At 56.8% G+C, this 23,904-nt stretch carries 21 protein-coding genes; 10 read left to right on the top strand and 11 right to left on the bottom strand.

The window, feature by feature from the left end:
- Positions 1-278: 278 nt before the first annotated feature.
- A complete protein-coding gene (locus tag D9N14_RS15495) occupies positions 279-881 on the top strand; it encodes a TetR/AcrR family transcriptional regulator (RefSeq protein WP_290581307.1) in 603 nt (200 codons plus the stop codon).
- 16 nt (positions 882-897) lie between these two features.
- Here D9N14_RS15495 and D9N14_RS15490 read toward each other — a convergent pair whose 3' ends face one another.
- Positions 898-1,875, bottom strand: coding sequence for a GlxA family transcriptional regulator (locus D9N14_RS15490; RefSeq protein ID WP_290581305.1), 978 nt, complete (start codon positions 1,873-1,875; stop codon positions 898-900).
- A gap of 326 nt (positions 1,876-2,201) precedes the next feature.
- Positions 2,202-3,443 (bottom strand): ABC1 kinase family protein, encoded by a 1,242-nt coding sequence (locus tag D9N14_RS15485; RefSeq protein ID WP_290581303.1) that lies wholly within the window; start codon positions 3,441-3,443, stop codon positions 2,202-2,204.
- Between the two features lie 159 nt (positions 3,444-3,602).
- Here D9N14_RS15485 and D9N14_RS15480 point away from each other — a divergent pair, with 159 nt between their 5' ends.
- Positions 3,603-5,018, top strand: a complete 1,416-nt coding sequence (locus tag D9N14_RS15480; RefSeq protein ID WP_290581301.1) for an oxygenase MpaB family protein — start codon at positions 3,603-3,605, stop codon at positions 5,016-5,018.
- Positions 5,008-6,486 carry an FAD-dependent oxidoreductase gene (locus D9N14_RS15475; RefSeq protein ID WP_290581299.1) on the top strand — a complete coding sequence of 493 codons (1,479 nt, stop codon included), beginning with the start codon at positions 5,008-5,010 and terminating at the stop codon, positions 6,484-6,486. Before D9N14_RS15480 ends, D9N14_RS15475 begins: the two co-directional genes overlap by 11 nt.
- A 132-nt stretch (positions 6,487-6,618) precedes the next feature.
- Here D9N14_RS15475 and D9N14_RS15470 read toward each other — a convergent pair whose 3' ends face one another.
- The 8 genes from D9N14_RS15470 to D9N14_RS15435 form a co-directional block, all read right to left on the bottom strand.
- Positions 6,619-7,152, bottom strand: coding sequence for an outer membrane beta-barrel protein (locus D9N14_RS15470; protein WP_290581297.1), 534 nt, complete (start codon positions 7,150-7,152; stop codon positions 6,619-6,621).
- A 150-nt stretch (positions 7,153-7,302) separates the two neighbouring features.
- The gene (locus D9N14_RS15465; protein ID WP_290581295.1) at positions 7,303-8,154 is read right to left on the bottom strand and encodes a hypothetical protein; all 852 of its coding nucleotides are present in this window, start codon (positions 8,152-8,154) and stop codon (positions 7,303-7,305) included.
- On the bottom strand, positions 8,151-9,512 hold the full coding sequence (locus tag D9N14_RS15460; RefSeq protein WP_290581293.1) for a dicarboxylate/amino acid:cation symporter: 1,362 nt from the start codon (positions 9,510-9,512) through the stop codon (positions 8,151-8,153). The genes D9N14_RS15465 and D9N14_RS15460 overlap by 4 nt, the downstream gene beginning before the upstream one ends.
- Before the next feature lie 250 nt (positions 9,513-9,762).
- On the bottom strand, positions 9,763-10,143 hold the full coding sequence (locus D9N14_RS15455) for a hypothetical protein (protein WP_290581291.1): 381 nt from the start codon (positions 10,141-10,143) through the stop codon (positions 9,763-9,765).
- 27 nt (positions 10,144-10,170) lie between these two features.
- The gene (locus D9N14_RS15450; protein WP_290581289.1) at positions 10,171-10,446 is read right to left on the bottom strand and encodes an HU family DNA-binding protein; all 276 of its coding nucleotides are present in this window, start codon (positions 10,444-10,446) and stop codon (positions 10,171-10,173) included.
- Positions 10,447-10,512: 66 nt separating this feature from the next.
- Positions 10,513-12,852 carry a hybrid sensor histidine kinase/response regulator gene (locus tag D9N14_RS15445; RefSeq protein WP_290581287.1) on the bottom strand — a complete coding sequence of 780 codons (2,340 nt, stop codon included), beginning with the start codon at positions 12,850-12,852 and terminating at the stop codon, positions 10,513-10,515.
- A 201-nt stretch (positions 12,853-13,053) separates the two neighbouring features.
- On the bottom strand, positions 13,054-16,137 hold the full coding sequence (locus tag D9N14_RS15440; protein ID WP_290581285.1) for an MMPL family transporter: 3,084 nt from the start codon (positions 16,135-16,137) through the stop codon (positions 13,054-13,056).
- Between the two features lie 42 nt (positions 16,138-16,179).
- Positions 16,180-17,907: an AMP-binding protein gene (locus D9N14_RS15435; RefSeq protein ID WP_290581283.1), complete on the bottom strand. Its 1,728-nt coding sequence runs from the start codon at positions 17,905-17,907 to the stop codon at positions 16,180-16,182.
- Between the two features lie 484 nt (positions 17,908-18,391).
- Here D9N14_RS15435 and D9N14_RS15430 point away from each other — a divergent pair, with 484 nt between their 5' ends.
- From D9N14_RS15430 to D9N14_RS15400, 7 genes are read left to right on the top strand one after another with little or no spacing between them, the layout of a single operon-like run.
- Positions 18,392-19,369 (top strand): 3-oxoacyl-[acyl-carrier-protein] synthase III C-terminal domain-containing protein, encoded by a 978-nt coding sequence (locus D9N14_RS15430; RefSeq protein ID WP_290581281.1) that lies wholly within the window; start codon positions 18,392-18,394, stop codon positions 19,367-19,369.
- Positions 19,369-20,232, top strand: coding sequence for a diiron oxygenase (locus tag D9N14_RS15425; RefSeq protein ID WP_290581279.1), 864 nt, complete (start codon positions 19,369-19,371; stop codon positions 20,230-20,232). Before D9N14_RS15430 ends, D9N14_RS15425 begins: the two co-directional genes overlap by 1 nt.
- Complete coding sequence (locus tag D9N14_RS15420; RefSeq protein ID WP_290581277.1) at positions 20,229-20,474, top strand: hypothetical protein; 246 nt, start codon at positions 20,229-20,231, stop codon at positions 20,472-20,474. The genes D9N14_RS15425 and D9N14_RS15420 overlap by 4 nt, the downstream gene beginning before the upstream one ends.
- Positions 20,475-20,477: 3 nt before the next feature.
- Entirely contained in the window at positions 20,478-21,584 is a 1,107-nt protein-coding gene (locus tag D9N14_RS15415) for an SDR family oxidoreductase (RefSeq protein WP_290581276.1), read from the top strand.
- Positions 21,584-22,147, top strand: a complete 564-nt coding sequence (locus D9N14_RS15410) for a 4'-phosphopantetheinyl transferase superfamily protein (RefSeq protein WP_290581275.1) — start codon at positions 21,584-21,586, stop codon at positions 22,145-22,147. The genes D9N14_RS15415 and D9N14_RS15410 overlap by 1 nt, the downstream gene beginning before the upstream one ends.
- A 3-nt stretch (positions 22,148-22,150) precedes the next feature.
- Positions 22,151-22,714 carry a ferritin-like domain-containing protein gene (locus D9N14_RS15405; protein WP_290581274.1) on the top strand — a complete coding sequence of 188 codons (564 nt, stop codon included), beginning with the start codon at positions 22,151-22,153 and terminating at the stop codon, positions 22,712-22,714.
- 11 nt (positions 22,715-22,725) lie between these two features.
- Positions 22,726-22,953: a phosphopantetheine-binding protein gene (locus D9N14_RS15400; RefSeq protein ID WP_290581273.1), complete on the top strand. Its 228-nt coding sequence runs from the start codon at positions 22,726-22,728 to the stop codon at positions 22,951-22,953.
- A gap of 5 nt (positions 22,954-22,958) precedes the next feature.
- On the opposite strand, the gene D9N14_RS15395 is transcribed toward D9N14_RS15400, so the two are convergent.
- The gene (locus D9N14_RS15395; protein ID WP_290581272.1) at positions 22,959-23,852 is read right to left on the bottom strand and encodes a bile acid:sodium symporter family protein; all 894 of its coding nucleotides are present in this window, start codon (positions 23,850-23,852) and stop codon (positions 22,959-22,961) included.
- Between the last annotated feature and the right edge of the window lie 52 nt (positions 23,853-23,904).

Below are 23,904 nucleotides of genomic sequence, written 5' to 3'. Positions count from 1 at the left end.
CGAAGACCGTGCAGGCAAAGCGAGAAGGAACGGAATTTTTCGTGTTGATTCGTGATGAAAGTTAGCCCTTTTAGTGCTTTATGCCCAGAGCCCCTCTCTGGGCTTCTTTTCCAGATTCCCCAGGTACCCAGGTGTGGCCCCAGCACCGCATTGCACCGAAAAACCCGCTTATTTGCCGCCTAAATGCCTCATCGTCCCCGATCTGTAGTACACTTTCAGCCCGGGAATCGACTCTACCGAATCACCGGTTCCGGATTTATGTTGGATGAGCGCACTACGTGACAAGCAATGATACCTGGCTCGGCAAGGCACTGACCGATCGCAAAACCCAAATACTGTGCGCAGCGCAAAACCTGTTTGCGGCCAGCTCGTTTCGCAATACCGAAGTCTCGGATATCGCCAACGCGGCCAGCGTCAGCAAGGCCACCATCTACAAACACTTCGCCAGCAAAGATGAAATTCTGCTTAAAGTGGTGGAGGAAAATTTTCAGTTCATTCGCGACATGGTAATCCTGCGCCTGTTGACCGGTTCCGAAACACCCCTGGAACGACTGAAAGCCGCCGCCATCGATGTGGCCCGCCACCTGGAGCAGAACAAATCCTTCGTTCACGTGCTGATTAAAGACGCCGGCGAATGCATGCCGGAGATTCAGAAAATTCATCACGCCATCATGCATTCCAATTCCACGGTGGCGGAAGGGCTGTTCAAGAGCCTGAGCAAAGACGGCAGTATTCCCGAAACCCGCTCCTCCGACCTGCTGAAAATTGTTTCCGACATTTGCATCGGCGCCACCTATTCCTGGGTGCTGGGCGACAAGGGATCGCTGGTGGACAGCGTGGAGTTTTATTTCAAATTCCTGTTCCAGGAATACCGCTGCTGATCCCCGCGCAGCATACTCAAGCGCTGTAGTGTTTACGGTATTCCTTCGGCGTCATGCCGGTTTTGATCTTGAACAGGCGGCGGAAATAACTGCTGTCGCGATACCCTACCAGATCACTGATGCGCTCGATGGGCATACTGGTCAGCTCCAGGGCATCCTTGGCCCGTTCGATGCGCACATCCTGGATAAATCCGATCAACGACACCCGGTGGGCGGTTTTGAAACGCCGCGCCAGCGAGCTTTCACTTAATCCCAATTCCTTGGCTGCCCGCACAATCAGATTGTTTTCGGCGATGTGGGCGGTGAGCCAGGTTTTGGTTTTCTCCGCCACCGCATCGTGGGCCGATTGCCGCGCACCGAGCTGCTCCGCCCTGGGCACCGCGGACTGCGCCACGGCATTGAAGCTGAACAGCTCTGCGGTTTTTTTTGAGACTTCCTTACCGAATTGCGCCTGCAAGACTTCCCGCGCCAGGGCCAGCCATTCCTCGTCCGCCGCCGCACTGTAAAAACCGTCATCCGCATACACGGGCACCTGCGGATTCACCGTGATCAAGGGATACCGCTCTGACAGCATCTCCACAAATGACCAGTGCACCGTGGTCACCTTGAAATTCAACAGGCCGGTTTCCGCCAGCAAAAACGCCCCGGTGCAGACGGTGGCCACCTGGGCCCCGGCACTGACCTGTTGCCGAATCCAGCTCATCATGGCCTTGCGCTTGCGATAGCTCAGACCATTATCCAACATCAGCGATGGTATCCAGATCAGATCAAATGTCTCGCGGCTGTGCACATCCTCCGATGCGGCAATGCGAACACCATTGAATTCCGGTAATTGATTCTTGTCTTCCGCCACGATGCTCACCGCCACATCCGGCCCTGAACGTTGACCTGTACGATATTGATAGAGCCGTTGACTGCGGCTCAGAAGATCAAACGGTTCGATCACCGAATGGGGAAAGGCTTCGGGAATGAGGACAATTGCGACCTTGTACATTGGAACTTCCCCTCCTGCGAAATCACTGCATCCGCTCGCGACGGATGATTCGCTTTTTCTTATTGTCGGTGGGCGGATGTGCCGCTTAGGCCATTGGGTAAAACCGCCCGCTTAGCGACCGCCACTATAGGGGATGAATCAAAAAACAGTCAAGCCATAACTAAACTCACCAGTACTCAAACCATCTCTTGAACGATCATGTATTTTTTAAATACTTTAAAAACAATAATTTAAAAAAACGAGACAATTTAATCGAACTGTATCATCTCACCAAAACAGTACTGACCGTTACTCAAAATCACAAAGTAAGCCACCAGCCGCTCGGCCTAGACATCGAACAATATTTGCTTGATCTGAATGGGCTGCGGGGCGCAGCCGTAGCGACGAATCAGGCCGGTCAGCGCGATCAGCACCCGCCCGGTCAATAAAAAGTGATCCGGTATGTACACCGCATGCTGGTTCAACATTCGATACAAATCCAGGAGCAAGGCTTCCAGCTCGTCATTGGACAACTGAAACGCTCCGGACATGCTCACCGAGGCCAGCACATTCACCAGCTTGCCCGAGAAAGCACTGACCGGCAGATTGGTGACACCGGCCCGCTCCAGCGCCCGGGCAAATGCCGCCACGTCACCCTCAATGATGGCCAGCATGATGTTCACATAACTGACCCGTTCCGCATCCGTTAACGGTGCCAGCAAACCAAAATCCAGCAACACCAGTTCCCCGGCCGCGGTCACCATAAAGTTACCCGGGTGGGGGTCACCCTGCATCAGACCAAAGCGCACAATCTGCTGGATATAACTGTTCTGCAACAGGGTGATCAGCCGCTCCTGTTCCGACGCCGAGGCCGACTCCAGATAGCTCACTATGGGCATCGCCTCCATCCACTCCAGCGCCACCACCTGATCGTTGCAGCATTCCTCAATCAGCGCCGGGATGCGCACCCCCGGCAGGTGCGGCAAGGCACCGAAGGTTTTTACGTTCTGCGCCTCCTGCACAAAGTCCAGCTCGCGGGACAGGGAACGCAGGAACGCATCCACCGCCCCCACCAGATCAAACTTGCCGGACAACCGGGAAGCCACCCGGGCGATCAGACGATAAAACGCCAGATCCACTGCGAACAGGTGATCAATGTGTTTGCGCTTGATTTTCAGTGCCACTTCCCGCCCATCCAATAAACGGGCGCGATACACCACGGCAATGGACGCACCGGCCACCGGTGTGTGATGAAACTCTTCGAAACGTGCATACCAGGCATCGCCGTACACACGTTTCAACACGGAGTAAACATGGGCATCCCGCTCCGGCTCCACCTGGTATTGCAGTGGAACCAGCCGCTCGATGTAGGGGGCTTTCAATAAATCGGGGCGCGCACTGAGGAACTGGCCGGCCTTGATCCAGGTGCCACCGTTGCGACGCAGAAGCCACTCCAGACGCCTGGCATTACGGGCATCCAACGTGCGGCTGCGGGGAAAGAGCCAATAATCCAATCCCATCACACTGAAGACAACAACCGCCCGCAGACAGCGGGCCACACCCAACAGGGTAATCAGAAATTTGGTCATTCTTGATTGTATTCCGTTGTGTCCACAGGGTACTGGCTGAAGACGACATTGCCACCCAGCGCGCCAGAATAGAAACGTTTTTGCCGATTTAGACCATATCCAGCCGCAACCCGCTCACTATCATAGGCAACAGCACGCACATAAAACAGGCAATTGATCATGACAGACCTGACCGATTCGATTCAATTGAAAGTGGCGAACCAGCGCAAACTGATTCCATCCCTCTATGGCGATGTGGACATGAGCATCGTGCCGTACCGCTTTGCCGGCAGCGTCCGCGATCAAAGCCTGTTGCCCGCCAGCCAAAGTGATCGGCGCATCCAAATACTGCGGGATCTGGATCGGGTGGAACGCTTCAGTGCCTACACCATGTTGGGGGATACCGTCTCTGATGCCTATGCTGCCCTGCTGCCCTGCTATGGCTTTCGGCGCCTGATGGATATGCTCATCACCGCCTGCGACAAGGGCATCGCCACGGTGCCGAATGCACCACCGGAATTGCACCGGTTTATGGACGAGTTGGCGCACGTACCCGATTGGCTCGACCTGGATCGGGTGGAAGAAGGCGCCCGCTACACCCGCATTCACATGGCCATCCAGGTGCCTTTCGTGATTCGTAGCCTGTTCATTGCCACCTTCACCAATGCGTATTCCGGCTTGCCCATGGCCCTCACCGGCACCCTGGCGGGCCAGTCCGCCGCCCGCCGCATGCAGGAGACCGCCAGCTTTTTCACCACCGCCTGCCTGCCCGGCGCACTGCAACCCCATGGTGTGGGTTTCAAGGCCGCGGCCATGGTGCGGCTGATGCATTCCATGGTGCGTTTCAACCTGCTGACCCGTTCCAAACGCTGGGATGTGAACGTCTATGGCATTCCCATTCCCCAAATAGACCAGATGCCCGCGGGCATGGTGCCGGCCCTGCTGCTGGCGGCCAAAGCCATGCGCCGGCGGAGCAAGCGTTTCACCGCAAGGGAGCAGGCCATCGTGGAACTGTGCCGCTACCAAAGTTACCTGCTGGGGCTGCCGCAAGAATTACTGCCCGCCACCCCGGCCGGCATCCTCGACCTCATCACCACGTACTACGCCACCCTGCGGGACGGGTATGACGATGCCACCTGCGGTGCCCTGGCCCGCGCCACCATGGCAGCCTATCGCCCATCCGATAAGCGCTTGCGCAGCCGCCTCTACAACAGCTTTGAGCGCAGCTTTTCCCGGGTTTATTTTGAGCGCCTGTTTCCAGGCAAAGACCGCGCTTCCATCGCCCGGCGCATGGGCATTGAATCCAAGCCCATGGACTACCTCAAATTCAGCCTGACGGCACTGTATCTGGCACCGCAGGTGGCATTCCATACCATTGCCTCACGGTTGCCACTATTGGCGCCCATAGCCGACAGCCTGTTGATTCGCAGAATTCAGCGCCTGCTGCTGGATTACGGTCACGCCAGGTACACCACCGACGCCGCTGCCTATACAGATGGCCGCAGCAGCACTGATGGCCGCAACAGCACCGCCGACCGCAACACAACGCCTGTGTACCCGCAGGCGCCCTTTGCCTGGCAGCAACATGAACACTAAACCCCGCATACTGGTGATTGGTGCCGGCCCCGCTGGCCTGGGTGCCGCCGCCCGTTTACTGGAGCGATCAGGCAGCAATATCGAGCTGACCGTCATGCACGGTGCCGAACCGGGCAAAGAAGAATACGAACCCGGCGGGCAGCGGGTGGTGGGCTTTTACCACAACCTGAAAGGCCTGATGAAACGGGCCGGCATCGATCTGGACACCACTCTGTTGGACATGGGCAGTGCCGGGCACATGCTGGACCCGGTCAGCAAACAACTGCACACAATCGACGGTGCCAGTGCCTTTGACGTGGCCAAACAAAGCGTCACCCTGCCCACCCTTGGCATTACTGAGCGCCAGAACCTCGATCGCATCATGAGCGAAGCCTATCTGCTGACCCTGCGCGGAACCGATGCCCTCAAAGCCTGCGATGAGCAGAGCTTTAGCGCCTGGTGCATGGAACGGGGCATGCTGCCCCAGATGGCCCACAACCTGCCCATATTGCGCTTGTTCCGCGACGCCTACTTCAACTATCCGGGCGGGATCAGCGCCTACCATCTGTTGCAGAGTTGTCGCCTGATGGGCGGGCTGAGCCTGGAAAATGCCAAACAATCTGCGCTGCCCGCGGATGCCACCAGCACAATATGGAATCCCATTACCGCTTACGTGCGCAGAATGGGTGGCACCTTTCTGCCCTACTCAAACGCCACTGACTGGCACTACGAAGGACACCATATCACCGGTGTGGAAGTGACGCGCACGGACCCCGCCGGCCATCCGTTGGCCATGGCCAGGCCACACCGGGCCATCCCCTTGCAGGACACCGGCCGCCGCATCTACCGGGATTTTGATTACGTGCTATCGGCCCTGCCGGTCGCTGCGTTCTGCAACATGAACCGCGGCCAGCAGGCCTGGTGGGAATCCGGTTTTTTCAACCGCCTGGCCCATCTGCCCAGCGCCACCAGCATCAGCATGACCGTGATCACGCGCAAGCCCGTGGGCCAGTTTCAGGGCCCGGTATTCGGCCTGCCGGCGCCGCTGGGGAGCTGTACCAACATGACACCCTACTGGCGCCGATACCGGGATGATCCGGAGGTGGGTGCGGTGCTGGTGTTCTCGGGCCAGACCCGCGGCTATGAACACTGGAGTGATGACGACATTACCAACTTCACCCTCGACAACTTTTCCGCCGTCAACGGCTTTGGCAACATTCGCGACGCCGACATCCTCCAGCTCAGGATGCAGCGCAATGTGGCCGAGCACCTCCGCCAGTTTGACTGCGAACCGGGTGTACAGACATTCCGCCCGGGCAATCGCACGCCCTTTCACAACCTGTTTTTAGCGGGGGACTGGGTGCGCAACGCGGTGGATGTGGTGTGCACGGAGGGCGCCATCACCTCAGGGCAGGAAGCCGCAGACCAACTGCTGCGCCATATGAATTCCTATGACCATGCCCGCTTTCAGCGGTCGGTTTCGGTTTGATTCGGGGCGGGCTAATACCGTAGCGGTGCCCGGGAACAATTAATTGCCACATTCGTATGACTCGTCATTGCTCCCGCGCACCACCACGGCCTGTTTATCTGAATAAATGGATCTGGTGGAGGAAAAAACGCATTAGAACTTTCTGTATACGCCCAGATTCAAAGAGGCAGTTTCAACATCGATTTCATAGTCGTCATACTCGCCATCCGGATACTGGATATACTCCAGACTGACCCCATATTTCTCACTGAAATCAGCCGCAAAGCCTACGCCATACAGCAGTCCGCTGGCGTCCGCCCGATCATCGTCGCTATCACTGTACTCAATCTTGGCCAGCCCAATTTTACCGTACACCTTGAACACATCATTCAACGGTAAAGCCCCGATGACAGATGCTCCGATTAAAAGATCGAGCTCGAAATCAAAGCCCGCATCTTTCACAGTGTCATCCTGTGTCCCGATCCCGAGCATAGCCTCCCCGGAAAAATACTCTGAAAACGCCCCACCAAACTTTACACTGAGACCTTTGGGTTCAGTGCCAGCGCTTTCCCCAAACGCTTTTAAGTCGGTATCCAACATCAGATAATCCGCACCAACATAAAAACCATTGGCCGAACTAAAGCTCGCTGCACTACTCAATACCGCAGCCACAACCATTTTTCTCATTTATTTCTCCATTTTTTTTACGGTTAACAGACACATTGTTGTGTCAAAATCCAAAAGCGATTACCAAGGATGAATGACAGTGTAGTTCGCTATCACCGGTATTCCCATTCAGCCCAGCAACAAGATTTGAATAGTGGTACCAGAACCCGTTCAGTTCCCCGCTAACTGCACATCATCCTCGATCTGTGCACGGGCGTCGCGAAACGAATCCTGCACGCTCTGCAGGCACAGGGCCATGAAGGCATCGAAGGCCGGTTGATCCAATGACACCACCAGCTCCCTAACGGTGCTGCTGGGGGTGCGCTTCAATAAATACAGGTAGGCAAACAGGGCGTTTTCGCTGATTTCCCCTTCCACGGTGGAACGGTATTGTTGCAACTGGTTTTCCAGCATGCTTTCCGAAAAGGTCTCGCTGGCTTTAACGTGGGAGACCGTGGCCAGCAGCTGTTTGCGCAATTCCACTTTCAGCTCTGTTTCCAGCGCCGACTGTTGTAACTGCTGATCCAGGGAGGACAGCAGTTGCAGGCGCTGCTGGTTGGGGGAACCGTCCATTACTTTCAGGCGATAGGCACGCACGGCCCGCCGCACATCGGCGTCGTTCAATTGCTGTTGCAGCTGTTGCAGCTGATGCAATTGATGGGAGGCCAACACGGATTGCAATTCACCGAACTGCTGGCTGGAAAAATCCTCTTCCAGGCGGGCGATGATATTGCGTTTCAACTGCTCAGAGCCCAGTTGCTGCCGCAGTTGGTTGCGCATGGTTTCCAGCTGTTGTGCGCTGAATCCCAGGGGCGCCTTCTCCAGGTTGGTGATCTCCTGCTCGATGAGATTGTTGGTCTGTTCCAGCACCTGACCCACCCCGGAGGTCACGATCAGGCGCTCCCAGGCCTGGGGCGAGGGCTGCTGGGGCGAGGGCGCTTGCAGTGCCGGGTCGGCGCCAACGCCAACCGACGACAGCAATACGCCCAGCAGCAACGCAAATCGGGTCACGATCGGTCTCATCCGGGCTGTACCTCCACCACATCCGGATCATCGTAAATACTCTGATCCAATGCGCCTTCGGAGCGGGCCACAGTGCAGGTCACCACAGCATCACCGGTGATGTTCACCGCCGTACGCACCATGTCCAGCACCCGGTCCACACCCAGAATCAAACCGATGGCTTCCGCCGGCAACCCCACCTGCCCCAGCACCATGGCCAGGGTGATCATGCCGGCACTGGGCACAGCCGCGGTGCCGATGGAGGCCAGGGTGGCGGTGGCGATCACCGACAGGAATTCGGCCAGCCCCAACTCCACGCCATAGGCTCCGGCAATAAAGACCGTGGCCACGCCCTGCATGATGGCGGTGCCGTCCATATTGATGGTGGTGCCCAGGGGAATGGTGAAGGAGGCCACGGAGTTTTTCACACCCAGTTTCTTTTCCACAATGCCCATAGTGATGGGCATGGTGGCCGCACTGCTGGCGGTGCTGAAGGCAAACATATGAGCCGGACGCATCTTTCTGAGAAAGATCACCGGATTGAGTCGGGCCAGGAAGGTGAGAATGGTGAGGTAGGTGCCGGTGAAGTGCAGGAACAAGGCCACCAACACGCAGGCCATGTAGGCACCCAGGCCTTTCAGCAGGTCCAGCCCCTGCTCGGCAAACACCTTGCCCACCAGGAAGAACACGCCATAAGGTGCCAGCTGCATGATCAGTTGCACCAGTTTCATCACCACCACATTCAGGTCTTCGAAGATGGCGCCGATGCGCTTGCCGTTGGCGCCGGTGTGGTTAAGGGCGATGCCCACCAGGATGGCGAACACGATCACCTGCAACATATTGCCTTCGGCCATGGCCTCAATGGGGTTGTCCGGGAAGATGTTGATCAGCACCTGCACGAAGGGGGGCCGCTCCTGGGCCACATAGGGCTCATAGCCGCCGTCCAGGCTGATGCCGGCGCCCGGGTTCACCACCTGGGCCACCAGCAGGGCCAGGGAGATGGCGACGCCGGTGGTAATGAGATACAGGAAAAAGGTCTTGGTGCCCAACCGCCCCAGGCTTTTGCTTTCTTCCGAGGCAATCACTCCGCAGATCAGGGACACCAGCACCAGGGGCACGATCATCAGCTTGAGCAGGTTGATGAAGATCTTACCGAATACCAGAAACACGCCGTCGATCAGATATTCCTGCACCCAGGCCGCGGTGACCGAGCCCTGCGCCGGCACATAATACATCAGCAGACCTACGCCAAAGCCCAGGGCCAGACCCAGGAAAATGCGGAAAGTCAGCGTGTCTTTCTGGTGCTGATGCGAGTGCTGATGATGCTCGGAAGCCTGACCGGGCGCATCCTGTTGCCCCGGCCGCAGCGAATCTGTCACCCCGGTTCCTCTTGGTTGAAAACGTATCTTGATTAAAAGCGCACCTTAACGCGTTGCTGGTCTTAACAAGCCTGCTGCCGCCTTACTCAGTGTAGCCCGGCAAGTACCCGAATCACCCCATGGAGACTTGCGCAAAAAACAGTCAAGCACACTCTACCAATCGCTCCGGACAAAGGCCAGCTAACCGTTAAGTTTCGTCACAAAGAGACTACGAAACAAGTGCAGTTATACCGAATACGTTGAAGATTGGTTACTTTTTCTTCTTTTTCGGGGGGAAGAATTTAATCAAGCTCATGAACCACATCATTTCCTGAGCCTCGCCGGTGACGACGATGTCCTTGGTGCCCATGCCCTTCATAAAGGCCATTTTGTCCTTGCTGGCGTTCATGATGGTCTTATAAGCGTATTGGGCATCCTTGAAGGACATGCACATGTTGGGCTTGGGGTGGAGGCCGCCACAGGGTTTCACTGTCTGTTCGCGGATCACAAAGTAGCGGGCCACTTTGCCGCTCTCGGTACGAAACTGCAGCACAATGTCCTTGTTCTCCAGTTTTTCTTTAAAGGCATCGTTATGGTTGGCGAGCCAGCGCATGCGCCAGCCCAGAACGAGCAGCAAAAACCAAAACTTCATAGTGGCATTCCCAAGTATTTCAACAGCCTAGCCGGAGATGGCGTCTTTCAGACCCTTGCCTGGTTTGAAGTGGGCGTTGTGCCCGGCCGGGATGTCAATGGGCTCCCCGGTCTGGGGGTTGCGGCCGGTGCGGGGGCCATAGGCGCGCACTTCAAACACACCGAACCCGGGCAGGCTGACGCGCTGGCCGCGGCTCAATTCCAGGGTGATCTGATCCAGAATCACGTTCAACAGATCCCGTGCGGCGGTTTTTGTGATGTTGAGTTTTTCTGCCAGTGCCGCTTCCAGTTCTGATTTCTGCATTCGTGAGGTCCCCTCAAAAGCGGCGATTGTATAATGGATGGCGGGTAAGGGAAAGTTTGCTGCCGGTCAGGATGCCCGCGCCTGTTGCACGAAGCCTACCAGAAAACGCCGCACCTGCTGAAAGTCCACCGGTTTGCTCAGGTGATGATCCATACCCGCCGCCCGGCACTGATCCAGTTGGCCGCCCAGCACATGGGCCGTGAAGGCACAGATGGGCACCCGACCCCGGCGCTGCTGCGCCGTCAGGGCCTGGATCTTGCGGGCGGCACTGTAGCCGTCCATCACCGGCATTTCACAATCCATGAAAATAATATCGATGGCGCTGGCGTGATCCCGGTAATAGGCCACCGCCTCGGCACCGTTGTCCACACAATGATAACCCACCCCCAGTTTTTTCAGCATGCCGGTCACCACCATCTGGTTCACTTTGTTATCTTCGGCCACCAGGATGTTCAATGTGGCAACCTGTTCCAGCTCGTCGGATTCAATGCCCCCGTGATCCCCCTGCTGACGCTCATAATCTTCCTGGGGACAAGGGGTCACCGTTACCACCACCCAAAAGGTGGCACCCTGCCCCACTTCACTCTGCACACCCACTTCACCGCCCATCAACTTTGCCAGCTCGCGGCAGATGGATAAGCCGAGGCCGGTGCCACCGAAACGCCGGGTGGTACTTTCATCGGCCTGGGAGAATTCCTGGAACAGTTTTTTCTGGTCCGCCAAAGCAATGCCGACACCGGTATCCTGCACCTGGATTCTCAAGCGGTTACCGTCCAATCCCTCGATGCGAATACGCACGCTGCCGGTGTCTGTAAACTTCATGGCATTGCTCACCAGGTTGGTGGTGATCTGTTTTAGGCGAATGGGGTCGGAATAAAAATAGGCCGGTGCCGACGGCGCCACCTGCAGACTCAATGCAAGCCCTTTCTGCTGCGCTGCGATCTCAAACACATCCCGCACTTCGCCAAACAGGCGTTGGGCACTGCAGGGAATGGATTCAATCACCATCTTACCCGCTTCCAGTTTTGAAAAATCCAGGATGTCGTTGATGATGGTCAGCAGCGAATTGCCGGAAGATTTGATCAGCTGGTTGTAATGGCGGGCGGTGTCGTTGTTCAGATGGTCGTCCAGCAGGCTCGCCACACCGATTACGCCATTCATGGGAGTACGAATCTCGTGGCTCATCTTGGCCAGAAAGTCGGTTTTGGCTTTGCTTTCCGCCGCCGCCCGTTCCCGCTGCAGATTGATGGCGCCCAAATGTTTCGACAGCGCCGCCGAAAGGAAGATGAATTCCCCCAGACTGGAAAATTGCACCACGATCACCGAGTCAATGGGCTTTGGAATATCCAGCAGGGTGCTGGCCACAAAATACAGCACCGAGATGCACAGGCAGGCCATGGCCAACAGAAAATAGTTGGCAAACTCATGCTCCCGACGCCAGACGTATATGCCGATATAGAATATCAACAAGTAACTGCTGATGCCCACCAGCAGCATGATTTTCAGCTGCCATTCGTTGGTGAACAGGAAACAGTAAATCGCATAAAAGAACGAGAACGCCGCCATGGATAACAACATACGGTTGATCACAGGGGCATAGTGTTTCATTTTCAAAAACGAGGCGATGAACAGGCAACTGGTGGTGCAAGTGAGACAGGACACCGCCTCCGACAGATTGGCAATCTCAAAACGCAGCGCCGCCGGCAGGACCTTATGGGCCATGCCGTTGTTGAAAAGATACAAGGCCAGGAAACTGAGAATGAACAGCGAGTAGTAGAGGAACAGCCGGTCCCGCAGGGTGAGAAACAGGAACATGCTCATAAGAAACATGAGCGAGGCGCAACCGGCATAGAATCCCTGGGCCAGAAAGTAGGTGTCGCTCCAATCCTCAAACGCGGCACGGGAAAACAGCTTCATATCGAGAATGGAGACCGTGTTGGACTGGTGGCGAAAATAAATTTCCAGATCGTCGTTGGCCTGCATACGCAGGGGCACCACCGGCGCATAGCCCTGTAATTCCAGTTCGGCGTAAGGAATCGATGTGCCGGTGGCGGCCTGCTGCACCAACTGCCCGTCCCGGTAGACGAACATGTCCAGCCGATACACGAACGGATAGGACATCACCAGAATCAGTTCGGGAACAAAGCGCGCACCGCTCTGCAGGTGCAACCTGACCCAGACATCCTGCAGGTGTTGCGCCGGCACCAGAGTATCCCGCCCGTTGGGCCGCCACGGCAACCCACGCAATGCCTCCAGCAATTGTGCCGGGTCGTCGGTGGATTGGGGGCTGGCGCTGCCCTGGTAGTAGTCCACCACCCTGGGAATGACATAGCGACCCTGCTCCGGACTCACCGTCAGCGTGCGCATGGGGGTAGACTCAACGGCCTGGTCCTGTGCTTGTGCCAAGCCCAATGCAGGCCAAACAGACCCCGTCAGGACGCTGACCAGCAGCGCCCAAAGCATAGCCCGGATTGAAATGATGTTGATCAACGTGCCAGCCCTGCACTGCTTGCCAAAACGCGACGACAAATGAATTCCACTCAAACCAGTATAAGACCTGGTTAGACTTTTTGCTCCCGCAGCACGGTTATAACCGGAAACTCGGTTTTAACCGGAGCGCAGGGCTTTGGGCTTGAAGAACTGGATCAGGATGGGCAGGATCAGCAGTGTCAGCAGCGCGCAGAGGGTCATGGTTATGGCAATCAACATCCCCAGACGGCTGGTGACCGCATAGCTGGACGACATCAACACGCAGAAGCCCAGGGTCATACTGACAGAGTTGACCACAATAGGGCGGGACACGCTGGATACGGTTTGGCGGATAGCCTGCTCCAGGCTGAGCCCGGCCGCGGTATTGCGTTGCAAGGTCGCCAGGAAATGAATGGCGTAATCCACCCCGATCCCGAACACGATACCGGCGATGAGGGCCGTACCGATGTCCACCGCAATGCCGGACAGTTCCATGGTGGCAAAGTTAATCAGAATGGACAGGGTCAGCGGCACCACCCCCAACACGGCCACCAGCAATGAGCGGAACAGGAACATCATGACTGCCGTCACCAGCAGGGTGGCGGCCATCAGGCTGCTGAGCTGGCCGTTAACGATTTCATCGGTACTCACCACCATGATCTGGCCGAAACCTGCCACCTGCATGGTGACGTCCGCCGGCAGAACCGTCTGCGCGTAGGCGTTTACATCCTGCACCACCGTGCGCATTTTCGACGACTGGTCGGTGTGGGACAGCGCCACCATGCGGGCATTCTCATAATTCATATCCAGGGTATCGCGAATTTCCTGGCCACTGCCATTTTCATACAGCAGGTAGTACTGGGCGATCAGTTCTGCACTCATGTCTTCGGGCAAACCATAGTCCACGTCGTTCAGCACCTGATGGATGCGTTTCACCAGATTGCTGGGGCTGCCCACATAGCCAATGATGTCGTGCTGCATAAAGCGCTGGCCAATCTTGTCCATGGCCGCCACCACATCAGGCTGGGTAAAGCGACGCTGGTCCTCCGCGCTGAACCATACGTTGATGGGCACGGTACCGCCAAAGTGCCGGTTCAATACCGCGTCGTCCATGCGGATGCGGGTGTCCGCACCAAACGACGCCACGTTTTCGTTGTCCACCGCCAGATCACGGATCAGATATCCGCAGCCGGCAATGAGCGCGACTGTAAGCACAATGATCACCAGGGGCGCTTTGCTCAAGCCGTGATAAATACGGGAAAACAGGCGGTCGATGCCGTGCAGGGGACTGTTCTTGGCTTTGCTGGCCTGGGTGCCTGGTTGTTTCATCAACGGCAACAAGGCCGGCAGCAACGTGATGGTGATGATGAAGGCAAAGATCACCCCGGCGGCCACAAACAGTGCAAACTGCTGAACAAAAATCAGGTTGGTGCTGGCCAGGGCCAGAAACCCGAAGAAGGTGGTGACACTGGTCATCAGCAACGGCGTCATCAGACGGCGCAGGGATAACTTGACCGATTCCAGCGGATCATGCTGTTCCAATTGGTGGTAATAATCCGTGAGATAATGAATGGAATCCGCCACCGCGATGGTCATCAGAAACACCGGCAAGCTGGCGGTGACGATGTTGATGTCCACGCCGAAAATCGCCATCAGCCCCAGGGTCCACAGGGTGGATAAACTGGACACCACCAGGGGCAGCGCCACGCCCTGAAAACGGCGGAAACTGAAGAACAGAATAATACCGATCACCGTGGTTACCAGGGGAAAGAATTTCATGTTGTCCATTTGGATGGTTTCGGCAATCTGCGCGGTCACCATAGGGGGGCCACTGAAATGCAGGCTGCCCTGCAGTTCCGGCTGATCGGCTTTGACCCGATCCACCAGCTCGGCAATGGCCGCGTACATGGCCTGCATGTTGGGAGCATCGTCTTCCGCAATGTTCAGTTCCACCTGCAGGTTGGACGCCAGGCCATCGGCCGAGACAATGACACCGGTGAGCAGTGGATTGTTCAGGACATATTCTTTCAGTTCCACCAGGCCGGCGTCGTTGGCGGGAATCTCCTGCAACAGGGGCTCGATCTGCAGATCGTCGCCGTCGGCTTTAATGTCCTCCACCGTGAACAGGCTGCGCACCCGTTTCACCGGGCGCACCTGCACCAGGATCTCCTGTAGTTTTTCCAGCTGGCGGGGTGAGAACTGCTCAGCGGCCACCCCGGACGCCAACAGTTGCTTCACCCCATCATAATCCTCCACACCCAGTCCATTGTCGGCGATCTGCTCCACCAGGGCACGGCTGTGTTCACTGCCGGCGGCAAGCGCCCGCAGGGTTTCCAGATGACCCTCGTCGGCCAGCACAATCGTATCCAGCTGCCGGGTCAGAGACTGGATCAACTCCAGGTTGGGTCGGGTGAAAACGCCGTTCTGTTCATCCACCAGCGCCACAAAGGCCTGCTCTTCGGTATTGGTGAACAGGCCTTTGATCTGTTGTTCGGTGACCCGCACCGGATGGTCAGCGGAAATAAAATACGGCGTGGCGTTGATGCCCATGCGAAACAGAAACAGGGAGAAAATCACAGTAACGGCGATCAACATCCCCAACACCAGGTGGCGGTATTCGGTCACCCACACCAGCAGGGATTCCAGCATCCGACTGGCCTGGAATTTGGGGAAGAAACGCCCGGTATGGGACATATACGCCTTGTACTCCTCCCCGAACTCACTGACTTGCAGGCGCTGCTCTTCACGGGCGGCGGTGATGTTGAGGATGACCACCTGATAAGCCAGCAGCAGCAGTTGAAACCAGTGTGTCACCAGCAGCAGACAACCCAGATGGGCAACGATGAACGAGGTGTAAAACGGATGCCGGATGAAACGATAGGCCCCCCAGGTCACGATGGAGCGGGGCGCATCGTTATCCTGATGCCAGAGTGACAGTGGAATACGATGGGTGCCCAGGGTCAGGGCCATAAACGCAATGGAGCTGCAGCACAGCAAAACCCCGAACGTGCTCAGCGAGCGGAACCATTCCGATTGTGCCCCCAGCCACGGGTCCAGGTAGCCCCAGAACACGCCGTACACGGAAATCGGCCAAAGAAACAGGGGCAGCCCCGTCACGAACCACATCAGATTGAATGAGCCGTCCTTGCGAAAAAAATAAACCGGGGTCAGCCCAATGAACAGGAAATTAAAGGTTAACAGGATAACCGAAGCGAAATCCACAAATGATCCCTCTGCTGTGGTAAAGGTAAAACACCCAAATTATCAGGATAGTAGACTGGTCAGGTGTTGCTGTACCAACGGTGCTTTTATTTTTCCGGTGCGGGTCTTCGGCAACTCTTCGGTTTGCACCACCACCCGGACCGGCTTTTTATAGACCGACAGGGTGCGGCACAGTCGCGTCACTTCGTCTTCACACAGGGTTTGCAAGGTGGCCAGATCGTGCTGCTCGATCAATTCCGCCTGCGGCACTATGACCGCACACACCTGCTCGGTTTTGCGACCAGGGAGCGATGGATGCTCCAGGCACACGCCGGTCACACACACGTCCTGGAACAGCACGCTGGCGGTGAGGGTTTTCTCCACCTCTTCCGGATAGACTTTCTTGCCCCCATCCAACACGATCAGATTCTTTTTGCGGCCGGTAATGAACAGATAACCCTGTTCATCCACATAGCCCAGATCCCCGGTATGGAACCACTGCTCTTCATCGATCACGGTGGCTGTCAGCGCCGGGTCATCCAGGTAGCCCTTCATCACACAGGGGCCCTTCACCAGGATTTCGCCAATGGTTTCGCTGCCTTCGGCCGCGATCTTCACGCTGCAATCCGGCATCACCAACCCCACGGAGCCGCGGCGGATCTTGTTGGGGGGACTGGTGCTGACCACCGGACTGGTTTCAGTCAGGCCATAGCCCTGACACACCTTGATGCCCATATTGAGAAAAAAGCCCACGGTGTTGGCATCCAGTGTGGACCCACCCACCAGCACCATGCGCAGCTCCGGCCCCAGCTCATTGAGGATAAAGCGGTTGAGGAAGCGCCGCAGTTGATTGCTCGGCGCCAGGCTGGAAGTGGTCTGCAAGATTTCGAGGAAGGTTTTACCCCGATCCCCCAGTTTGGTAATGAAGTTGCGCTCGATGCCTTTGCGGATCATCTCCATCAGGATCGGCACCACCACAAAATGGGTGATGCCTCGGTGTTGCAACGCAGCTTTGATTTCGTGGGGCAGAATGGAATTCAGATAGTTCACGTGGCCACCGCACGTCAACACCGCCAGGCAACCGCAGGATAATTCAAACAAATGATTCAACGGCAGGATCGACAGAAAAGAATCCCCCGGCTTGGTACCAAACCAGGACCGTAGAGAAGCCGCCTGGTGGATCAAACTGTCAGCACGGGTTTCCACCCCTTTGGGCTTGCCCGAGGTGGCGGAGGTGAACGCAATGGTGGCGGTCTGATCCGCGCCATGGGTAAGGGGCACAAAACTGGCCGGTGCCGCCGGCAGCCCACCCAAGGCTGAAGGCTGTATGGATTGGGTCTCCATCACCAGTTGTCGGCCCTGCCACTGCGCGATCACAATGGCCTCCTCCAATACACCCTGCAGCAACGGTGATACCAGAATCACTTCCGGTGCCGTGGAGGCAATAAATTCCGCCAGCTCCTGAGCGGTGGATTTGGGGTCCACCGGGATGGCGGTGGCCGCTGCACTGGCAATACCAAGAAACGCCACGGGCCACTCAATGCGGGATTCCGACAGAATCATACAACGGTGGTTGAGCTGATTTTCCAGCAGCCAATGCGCCAAAGCGAAGGCTCGTTCGCGCACTTCCAGAAAATTCACAGAACGCCATTCATTTCCCCGGCGATCGGAGAAGGCAGGATGGGTGCCATACACCTCGGCGGCCGCATCCACGAGTTTTCCAAAGGAACGAGAGTTTAATGCGACATCAATCAAATTCGCCTTGGCGAGCGTGACTACTGGCTCTGACATAACCGTCGGTACTCCAAAAACAGTAATGAACTTCTATTACACTGAAAACCCGATTGAATGAGCTCAAACGAAGACTTATTTTAATGTAGACAAAAAACCGGCTGGTCACGCCGGATGATTTGTTAGAGTTTGTAACCTGTTTGTGAGTGCCCCAAGAGCGTCACCGCAGCCCCCATTATTTGCACCAACATGGTGAAGAAAAGGGCATATGACCGACTCAAACTATACAGCTTTTCCTGCATCGTATATTTGACGAACCGGCAAGCCATTTAAAAGTTCACATTCAACAGATTGTTTAAGAAGATGTTTGTACGGCGATGACTCGATCTGAAAATCAGTCACGGGTTAATATTGGATATTCAGACGGTTTTTGTCTTAACTTCTAGTTATTGTGTTTTTTGCAGCAGGTGAATGTTGTGCATTCCTCAACATTGGTGTTTACCAAATAAGGTTGTAGCCCAAGATGTTGTTGACGGTGTGGTAGATGGCCGATATTTTTCTGAACTTTCCAGCGTTTTGTTTGGGATCACAACAGCGCACAGTGGCCGATGCGGCCGCGGACGGCGATCTGCTGTCCACTGCCGACGCGTTGACGGCAGCAGGTTTCAACCAGCACTGTCACTGTGATGCGCACGAAACCGCGTACGACCTGGCCAAGGGCGCCCTGGATGACATGCTCACCAGCTACCCGGAAACCCGGCAGCGGCTACCCGACATCGACGTGATTCTGTATGTCACCTGTCTGCCACTGAACGGCAATCACGGCAATGTGGATGAGTTTGCGGTGAGCCGTGACGTGAAGCACCTGATGGATTTTCCTGCCAGTCGATTGCAAGCGGATTTCGATATGGATCGTGCCTTTGTCATGGGCCTCAACCAACAGGCCTGCACCGGTATGCTGGGATCCATTCGCGTGGCCGCGGCCCTGCTGCGATCCGAACCGGATTTGCAGCAGGCGCTCTGCATCACCGCCGACCGGTTTCCACCAGGGGCTGTCTACGAACAGGCTTACAACCTGATTTCCGACGGTGGTGCCGCCTGCATCGTCAGCACAACGCCCGGTGGTTACCGCTTGCTGGGGGCCCATCACATCACCAACGGTGCCATGGCCACCGCCAGCGATGAAGAGACCGCCGGCTTTTATTTCAATTACAGTCATCGCCTGATCACCGAGCTGTGTGCCAACGCGGGCATCACCCCGGCCGAGGTAAACTGGATCGTTCCCCAAAACACCAACCGCAAAGCCTGGCGCATCCTGGCCAGCGTGCTGCGCTTCGATTTTGAACGCATCCTGATGCCCACCATCGGCAGCGTTGGGCACTGCATCTCCGGCGATAACATTATCAATCTGAAAACCGTGGCCGGCGCCGATCAGATCAAGGTGGGCGATACCCTTTTGATGCCCATGGCAGGCTTCGGGCTGAACTGGTCCTGCCTGTTGCTGGAAAAGGTGGCGGACTGATGGAACGACTGGCCCGAATCGCGCGCAAGTTGAGTGATGCTTCCGTCAAGCGCTACAACAACCCCTATGCGGAATTCCAGTGGCCGCAGGACCTGCCCATGGATCAATGGCATTTTGCGCCGGAACTGATTTCGCTCTATGGCCTGGAAGAGTACGCAGCCTTAAACGAACCGCAGCAAAAGCAATTGGCCTTCTGGGAAGCAGTAAATTTTTTTGGCATCAACATCCACGGCGAAAAGGCCTTGATCGGTGGCCTGGCGGAACACCTGTACTATATGAACTGGAGTCCTGAGCTGTCCGAATACCTGCATCACTTTCTGGATGAAGAAAACAAGCACATGACGGTCTTCGGTACTTTTTGTCACCGCTACGGCAAGAAAGTCTACGCCGATAAAAAAATGGCCCTGCCCCGTGACTACGCCAAGGGGGAAGCAGACTTCCTGTTTTTTGCCAAAGTGGTGATTTTTGAAGAGCTGGTGGATCACTACAACATGGCCATGGGCAAAGATGAGCGCCTGCATCCCCTGGTTCAGCACATCAACCAGTACCATCACAACGACGAAGCCCGCCACCTGGCATTCGGGCGTGAACTGAGTAAAAGTCTGTTCGAACAGTGGGCACCCACCTGGAACGAACAGACCCTGGCCGGGGTGCAGGCTTATCTGTCCAACTATATTGTGTCCACCTGGCGTGAATACTATAACCCCGCAGTTTATGCCGATGCCGGTTTCGACAACAGTTACGCACTGTACCAGAAAGCCTGGTCTGCTCCGGCCTGCCGCGCCCATCGGGAAGCGGTGTCTGCGAATTGCATCAACTATTTTTTAGAGCACGGCATGATGACGGAGCGACCCGCCCTATGAGCACCCTCAAACACCAGGTTCGGGAATGGATACTGTCCACCAATCCAGCGGTGGACGGCGCCACGCTGACGGACGAAACCCCATTGCTGGAACAAAAAATTCTCAGCTCCATCCAACTGATGGATCTGATTCTGTTTCTGGAACACGTGCAGGGTCAGCCGGTGGACATCGACCAGGTACGACCGGAAAACTTTCATTCCCTCAATACCATCTGCGCAGCCTTTGCTGCCACCCCAGAGTAACGGATGAGCACCACCATGGCAGAGACCATTCTGATCACCGGCGCAGACGGCTACATCGGCAGCCTGATCAGCACGTGGTTATTGGAACACACCGATGCGCGATTGATGTTGTGGGTGCGCGCCGATCATGACGCCGAGCTCGAAGCCAAACGCGCCCACCTTCACCAGCAGCACGCTGCCCACGGGGAACGCATCCAGGTCTGCTACGGCAATCTGCAGAACGAGGCACCCCTGGACAGCATCGATCCAGAGCCGATTCAGCGCATCATTCATGTGGCTGCCGTCACCGAGTTCAACGTCACCCGGGAGCGGGCGGACGCCGTGAACCGCGACGGTACTCGCAAGGTATTGGCCTTCGCCCGCCGCTGCCCGCATCTGCAACGCTTCTGTTACGTCAGCACCACCTATGTGGCCGGCCTGGCGCAAGGCGGTATTGCCGAGCAGCCCATGCCTGCCGATGGCCCTTTTGCCAACCATTACGAGCGTTCCAAGTGCGAGGCAGAAAACATTTTGCTGCACGAATTTGATGACCTGCCGTGGCATATTTACCGCCCGTCCACCGTGATGGCCCACGACGCAGCCGGCACCGTGATGCAGTACAACGTATTCCACAACACCATGCGCCTGTTGTTCTACGGATTGATCTCCACCATGCCCGGCCTGGCCGACACCCCCATCTATATGGTCACCGGCAAATTTGTGGGAAATGCCATCGCCGAGCTGAGTGTAAAACCCATAGCCCAGCGGCAGATCTTTCACGTCTGTCATACCGAGACGGAATCCCTGGCACTGGGTCAGATGCTGGCGGTTTGCTTCCGCGAATTCGGCACCGATGCAGGCTTCCGCAAACGCCGCATCCTGCCGCCCCTGCTCACCGAGTTCGAGATGTTTGAGATGCTGGCCAACGAATTGAAAGGGCTCTCGGCCCAGGTGGTGTCGCAAGCAGTGGAAAGCATTCGGCCCTTCGCCCAACAACTGTTCATCCACAAGGCCTTTCACAACGACAACCTGCGGGCCGCCCTGGATCACTACCAGGCCCCCGATCCCACGGCGCTGCTGGCCGCCACGGTGCAAACCCTGATTCACACCAAATGGGGGCGTGAACCCTGATGCAGCGCATGACCCTGCTTGAGCAACGCATCATGCGGCGCTTCCCTGTTAACCTTCAACTGTGGCACCAGCACAGCACCACAGAGCCCCGCGCCGCCGTGATGAAGCAGATACAGCGTTGGCTGGGGCAACCCTCGTGGCCGCACCAACCGATTCGCGCCGGGCAGTTGGATCACTCCCTGACCCACGCCGGCCATTCCCTGTTTGCGCTGGCCATGAAGGGTGCCGGTTTCAGCGGCGTGGGTATCGACTATGAACCCTGGCGCGCACTGGATCACCGGCACCACGCCATCCTATTGACCACGCGGGAGCGCCATCAGATGGCCGCCGCATCGGCAGACTGCGCACGCCGGCTACTGCGCATCTGGACCGTCAAGGAAGCCTGTTTCAAAGCGGACCGCGGTGGCCAGCAACGCTGGGTGACCGCCTATGAGCTGCAGCAACCGAGCCAGGCGTTCGGCCGGGCGCGGCTGGTCACCGCCGATGGTGTCGCACATTTTCGTTATTTGAGTATGGACGTTGCTGACGGCGTGCTGTCGGTGGCGATCAAAATGGAGAACTAAACCATGACCGAGCATGACCGCTGGATACTGAGCTTTTATCGCCACTCCGAAATTTCCGGCGCCCAGTTTTTTGCGCGCCTGGCCAAGACACTGCCCGCCGGACCGATCCAGCATGATCTGACCAAGCATTTTGCTGACGAAAGTCAGCACGCCTGGTACTGGACCAAAGCCCTGGACGAGATGGGCCTGGAGCCCCTGAAGATGACCTTTGCCTACCAGGATCAGTATCTGGAGGCGGCCGGCATGCCCACCAACATCATGGAGATCCTGTCCCTCACCCAGGTGTTCGAGCGGCGGATCATCTCCCAGTATGCCCGCCATGGCCGGGTCAAGGATGTGCACCCCGCCATCAAGGCCACCATCAACACCATCATGGAAGACGAAAAGTGGCACATCCATTGGGTGGGCGAAGCCCTGAAAGGGCTGGAAGAGAGTTTCGGGGCCGAGCGGGTGCGCAAAACCTACGAGCACTATCGCCAGGCCGACGAGGCCGTCTACGAGCGCTTTGTGACCGAACACGAAGAACGCATCGGGCATATACTGGACAAACAGAATTACGCTTTTTGAGGACACCCTGAATGCAACGTACCGACATCATCCAGCACTTGGTTCAGTTGTTGAATGTGGACGCCGGCCGCGTCACCGAAACGTCCATCCTCACCGATCTGGTGGTGGATTCTTTTGCCCTTATTGAGATGGTGATCGCGCTGCAGGAAGCGTTGAACATCACCCTGGTGCAGGAGGATCTGGACGGCGTGAAAACCGTGGGCCAACTACTGGATGTGTGTGCAGCCAAATTAGCCTGAGGGGATCAGAGCTTGACGTCGGCGTGGCGTTTGGATGGCGCCATTCGGGTCGCCCGCAACAGGCCAATCAACGCAAACGCGCCCACAAACATTACCCCGCCGTAGAACACCGGGGCCAGGGCCATTCTGGGATTCTGCAGAAAGGTGGTGGTCACCAGTATTGCCAGCGCCGCATTCTGAAAACCGGTTTCGATGGCGATGGTGGTGCGCTGACTCATCCTCAGTTGCAGCAGCGATGCCAGCACCAAGCCCATCAGCATGGAGCCGAGATTCAACGCCACAATGGCCGGGCCCAGGCTCCACAGCGCCTCAATAATCACATCCCGGTTTTTAATGGCGATGCTCAGCATCAACACCCCCAGGAACAATCCCGAAAAAATCCGGAATCCGTTTTCCGCCCGCTGCGCCACCGCACCCGCCAGGTGCCGCACCCACATCCCGATCAGGATGGGCACCACCGTAATCAGTGCGGTGCTGAGAATGGTTTTGCCCACCGGCAACAGGATCGCCTGTTCACCGGGCAGAAAGGTTCGCAATGACAGGTTCACCCACCAGGGCAGGCTCAGGATCAACAGCAGATTACTGATACCGGTCAGGGTGACGGACAACGCCGTATCGGCCCGCGCGATCAACGCCAGCAAATTGGAACCCACGCCACCAGGGCAGAAGCTGATGATCATGACCCCGACGGCAAACTCCGGCGGCAGCTGCAACGCCGTCACAATCAACCAGCCCAACGCCGGCAACAACAACACCTGGGCGCAAAGCCCGGTGACCACTGCTTTGGGGTAAGCCAGCAAACGGCGAAAATCGGCAGCCTGCAGGGTCATGCCCATTCCCACCATCATCACCGCCAACACCGCGGGCACCAGGTACGTGCCGACGACATCCTGTTCCATTGCGGACTCCCCTGAACACACTATATTTTATCTATGATGAGTTGTTAGCATA

The organism is Ketobacter sp., from assembly GCF_003671495.1.
Taxonomy (GTDB): domain Bacteria; phylum Pseudomonadota; class Gammaproteobacteria; order Pseudomonadales; family Ketobacteraceae; genus Ketobacter.
This window is presented reverse-complemented; position numbering and strand designations above follow the sequence as displayed.

Coding starts and splice junctions, on each gene's coding strand:
- D9N14_RS15490 (WP_290581305.1), bottom strand. CDS start 1,875: ATGTACAAGGTCGCAATTGTCCTCATTCCCGAAGCCTTTCCCCATTCG.
- D9N14_RS15485 (WP_290581303.1), bottom strand. CDS start 3,443: ATGACCAAATTTCTGATTACCCTGTTGGGTGTGGCCCGCTGTCTGCGG.
- D9N14_RS15480 (WP_290581301.1), top strand. CDS start 3,603: ATGACAGACCTGACCGATTCGATTCAATTGAAAGTGGCGAACCAGCGC.
- D9N14_RS15475 (WP_290581299.1), top strand. CDS start 5,008: ATGAACACTAAACCCCGCATACTGGTGATTGGTGCCGGCCCCGCTGGC.
- D9N14_RS15470 (WP_290581297.1), bottom strand. CDS start 7,152: ATGAGAAAAATGGTTGTGGCTGCGGTATTGAGTAGTGCAGCGAGCTTT.
- D9N14_RS15465 (WP_290581295.1), bottom strand. CDS start 8,154: ATGAGACCGATCGTGACCCGATTTGCGTTGCTGCTGGGCGTATTGCTG.
- D9N14_RS15455 (WP_290581291.1), bottom strand. CDS start 10,143: ATGAAGTTTTGGTTTTTGCTGCTCGTTCTGGGCTGGCGCATGCGCTGG.
- D9N14_RS15450 (WP_290581289.1), bottom strand. CDS start 10,446: ATGCAGAAATCAGAACTGGAAGCGGCACTGGCAGAAAAACTCAACATC.
- D9N14_RS15435 (WP_290581283.1), bottom strand. CDS start 17,907: ATGTCAGAGCCAGTAGTCACGCTCGCCAAGGCGAATTTGATTGATGTC.
- D9N14_RS15430 (WP_290581281.1), top strand. CDS start 18,392: ATGGCCGATATTTTTCTGAACTTTCCAGCGTTTTGTTTGGGATCACAA.
- D9N14_RS15425 (WP_290581279.1), top strand. CDS start 19,369: ATGGAACGACTGGCCCGAATCGCGCGCAAGTTGAGTGATGCTTCCGTC.
- D9N14_RS15420 (WP_290581277.1), top strand. CDS start 20,229: ATGAGCACCCTCAAACACCAGGTTCGGGAATGGATACTGTCCACCAAT.
- D9N14_RS15415 (WP_290581276.1), top strand. CDS start 20,478: ATGAGCACCACCATGGCAGAGACCATTCTGATCACCGGCGCAGACGGC.
- D9N14_RS15410 (WP_290581275.1), top strand. CDS start 21,584: ATGCAGCGCATGACCCTGCTTGAGCAACGCATCATGCGGCGCTTCCCT.
- D9N14_RS15405 (WP_290581274.1), top strand. CDS start 22,151: ATGACCGAGCATGACCGCTGGATACTGAGCTTTTATCGCCACTCCGAA.
- D9N14_RS15400 (WP_290581273.1), top strand. CDS start 22,726: ATGCAACGTACCGACATCATCCAGCACTTGGTTCAGTTGTTGAATGTG.
- D9N14_RS15395 (WP_290581272.1), bottom strand. CDS start 23,852: ATGGAACAGGATGTCGTCGGCACGTACCTGGTGCCCGCGGTGTTGGCG.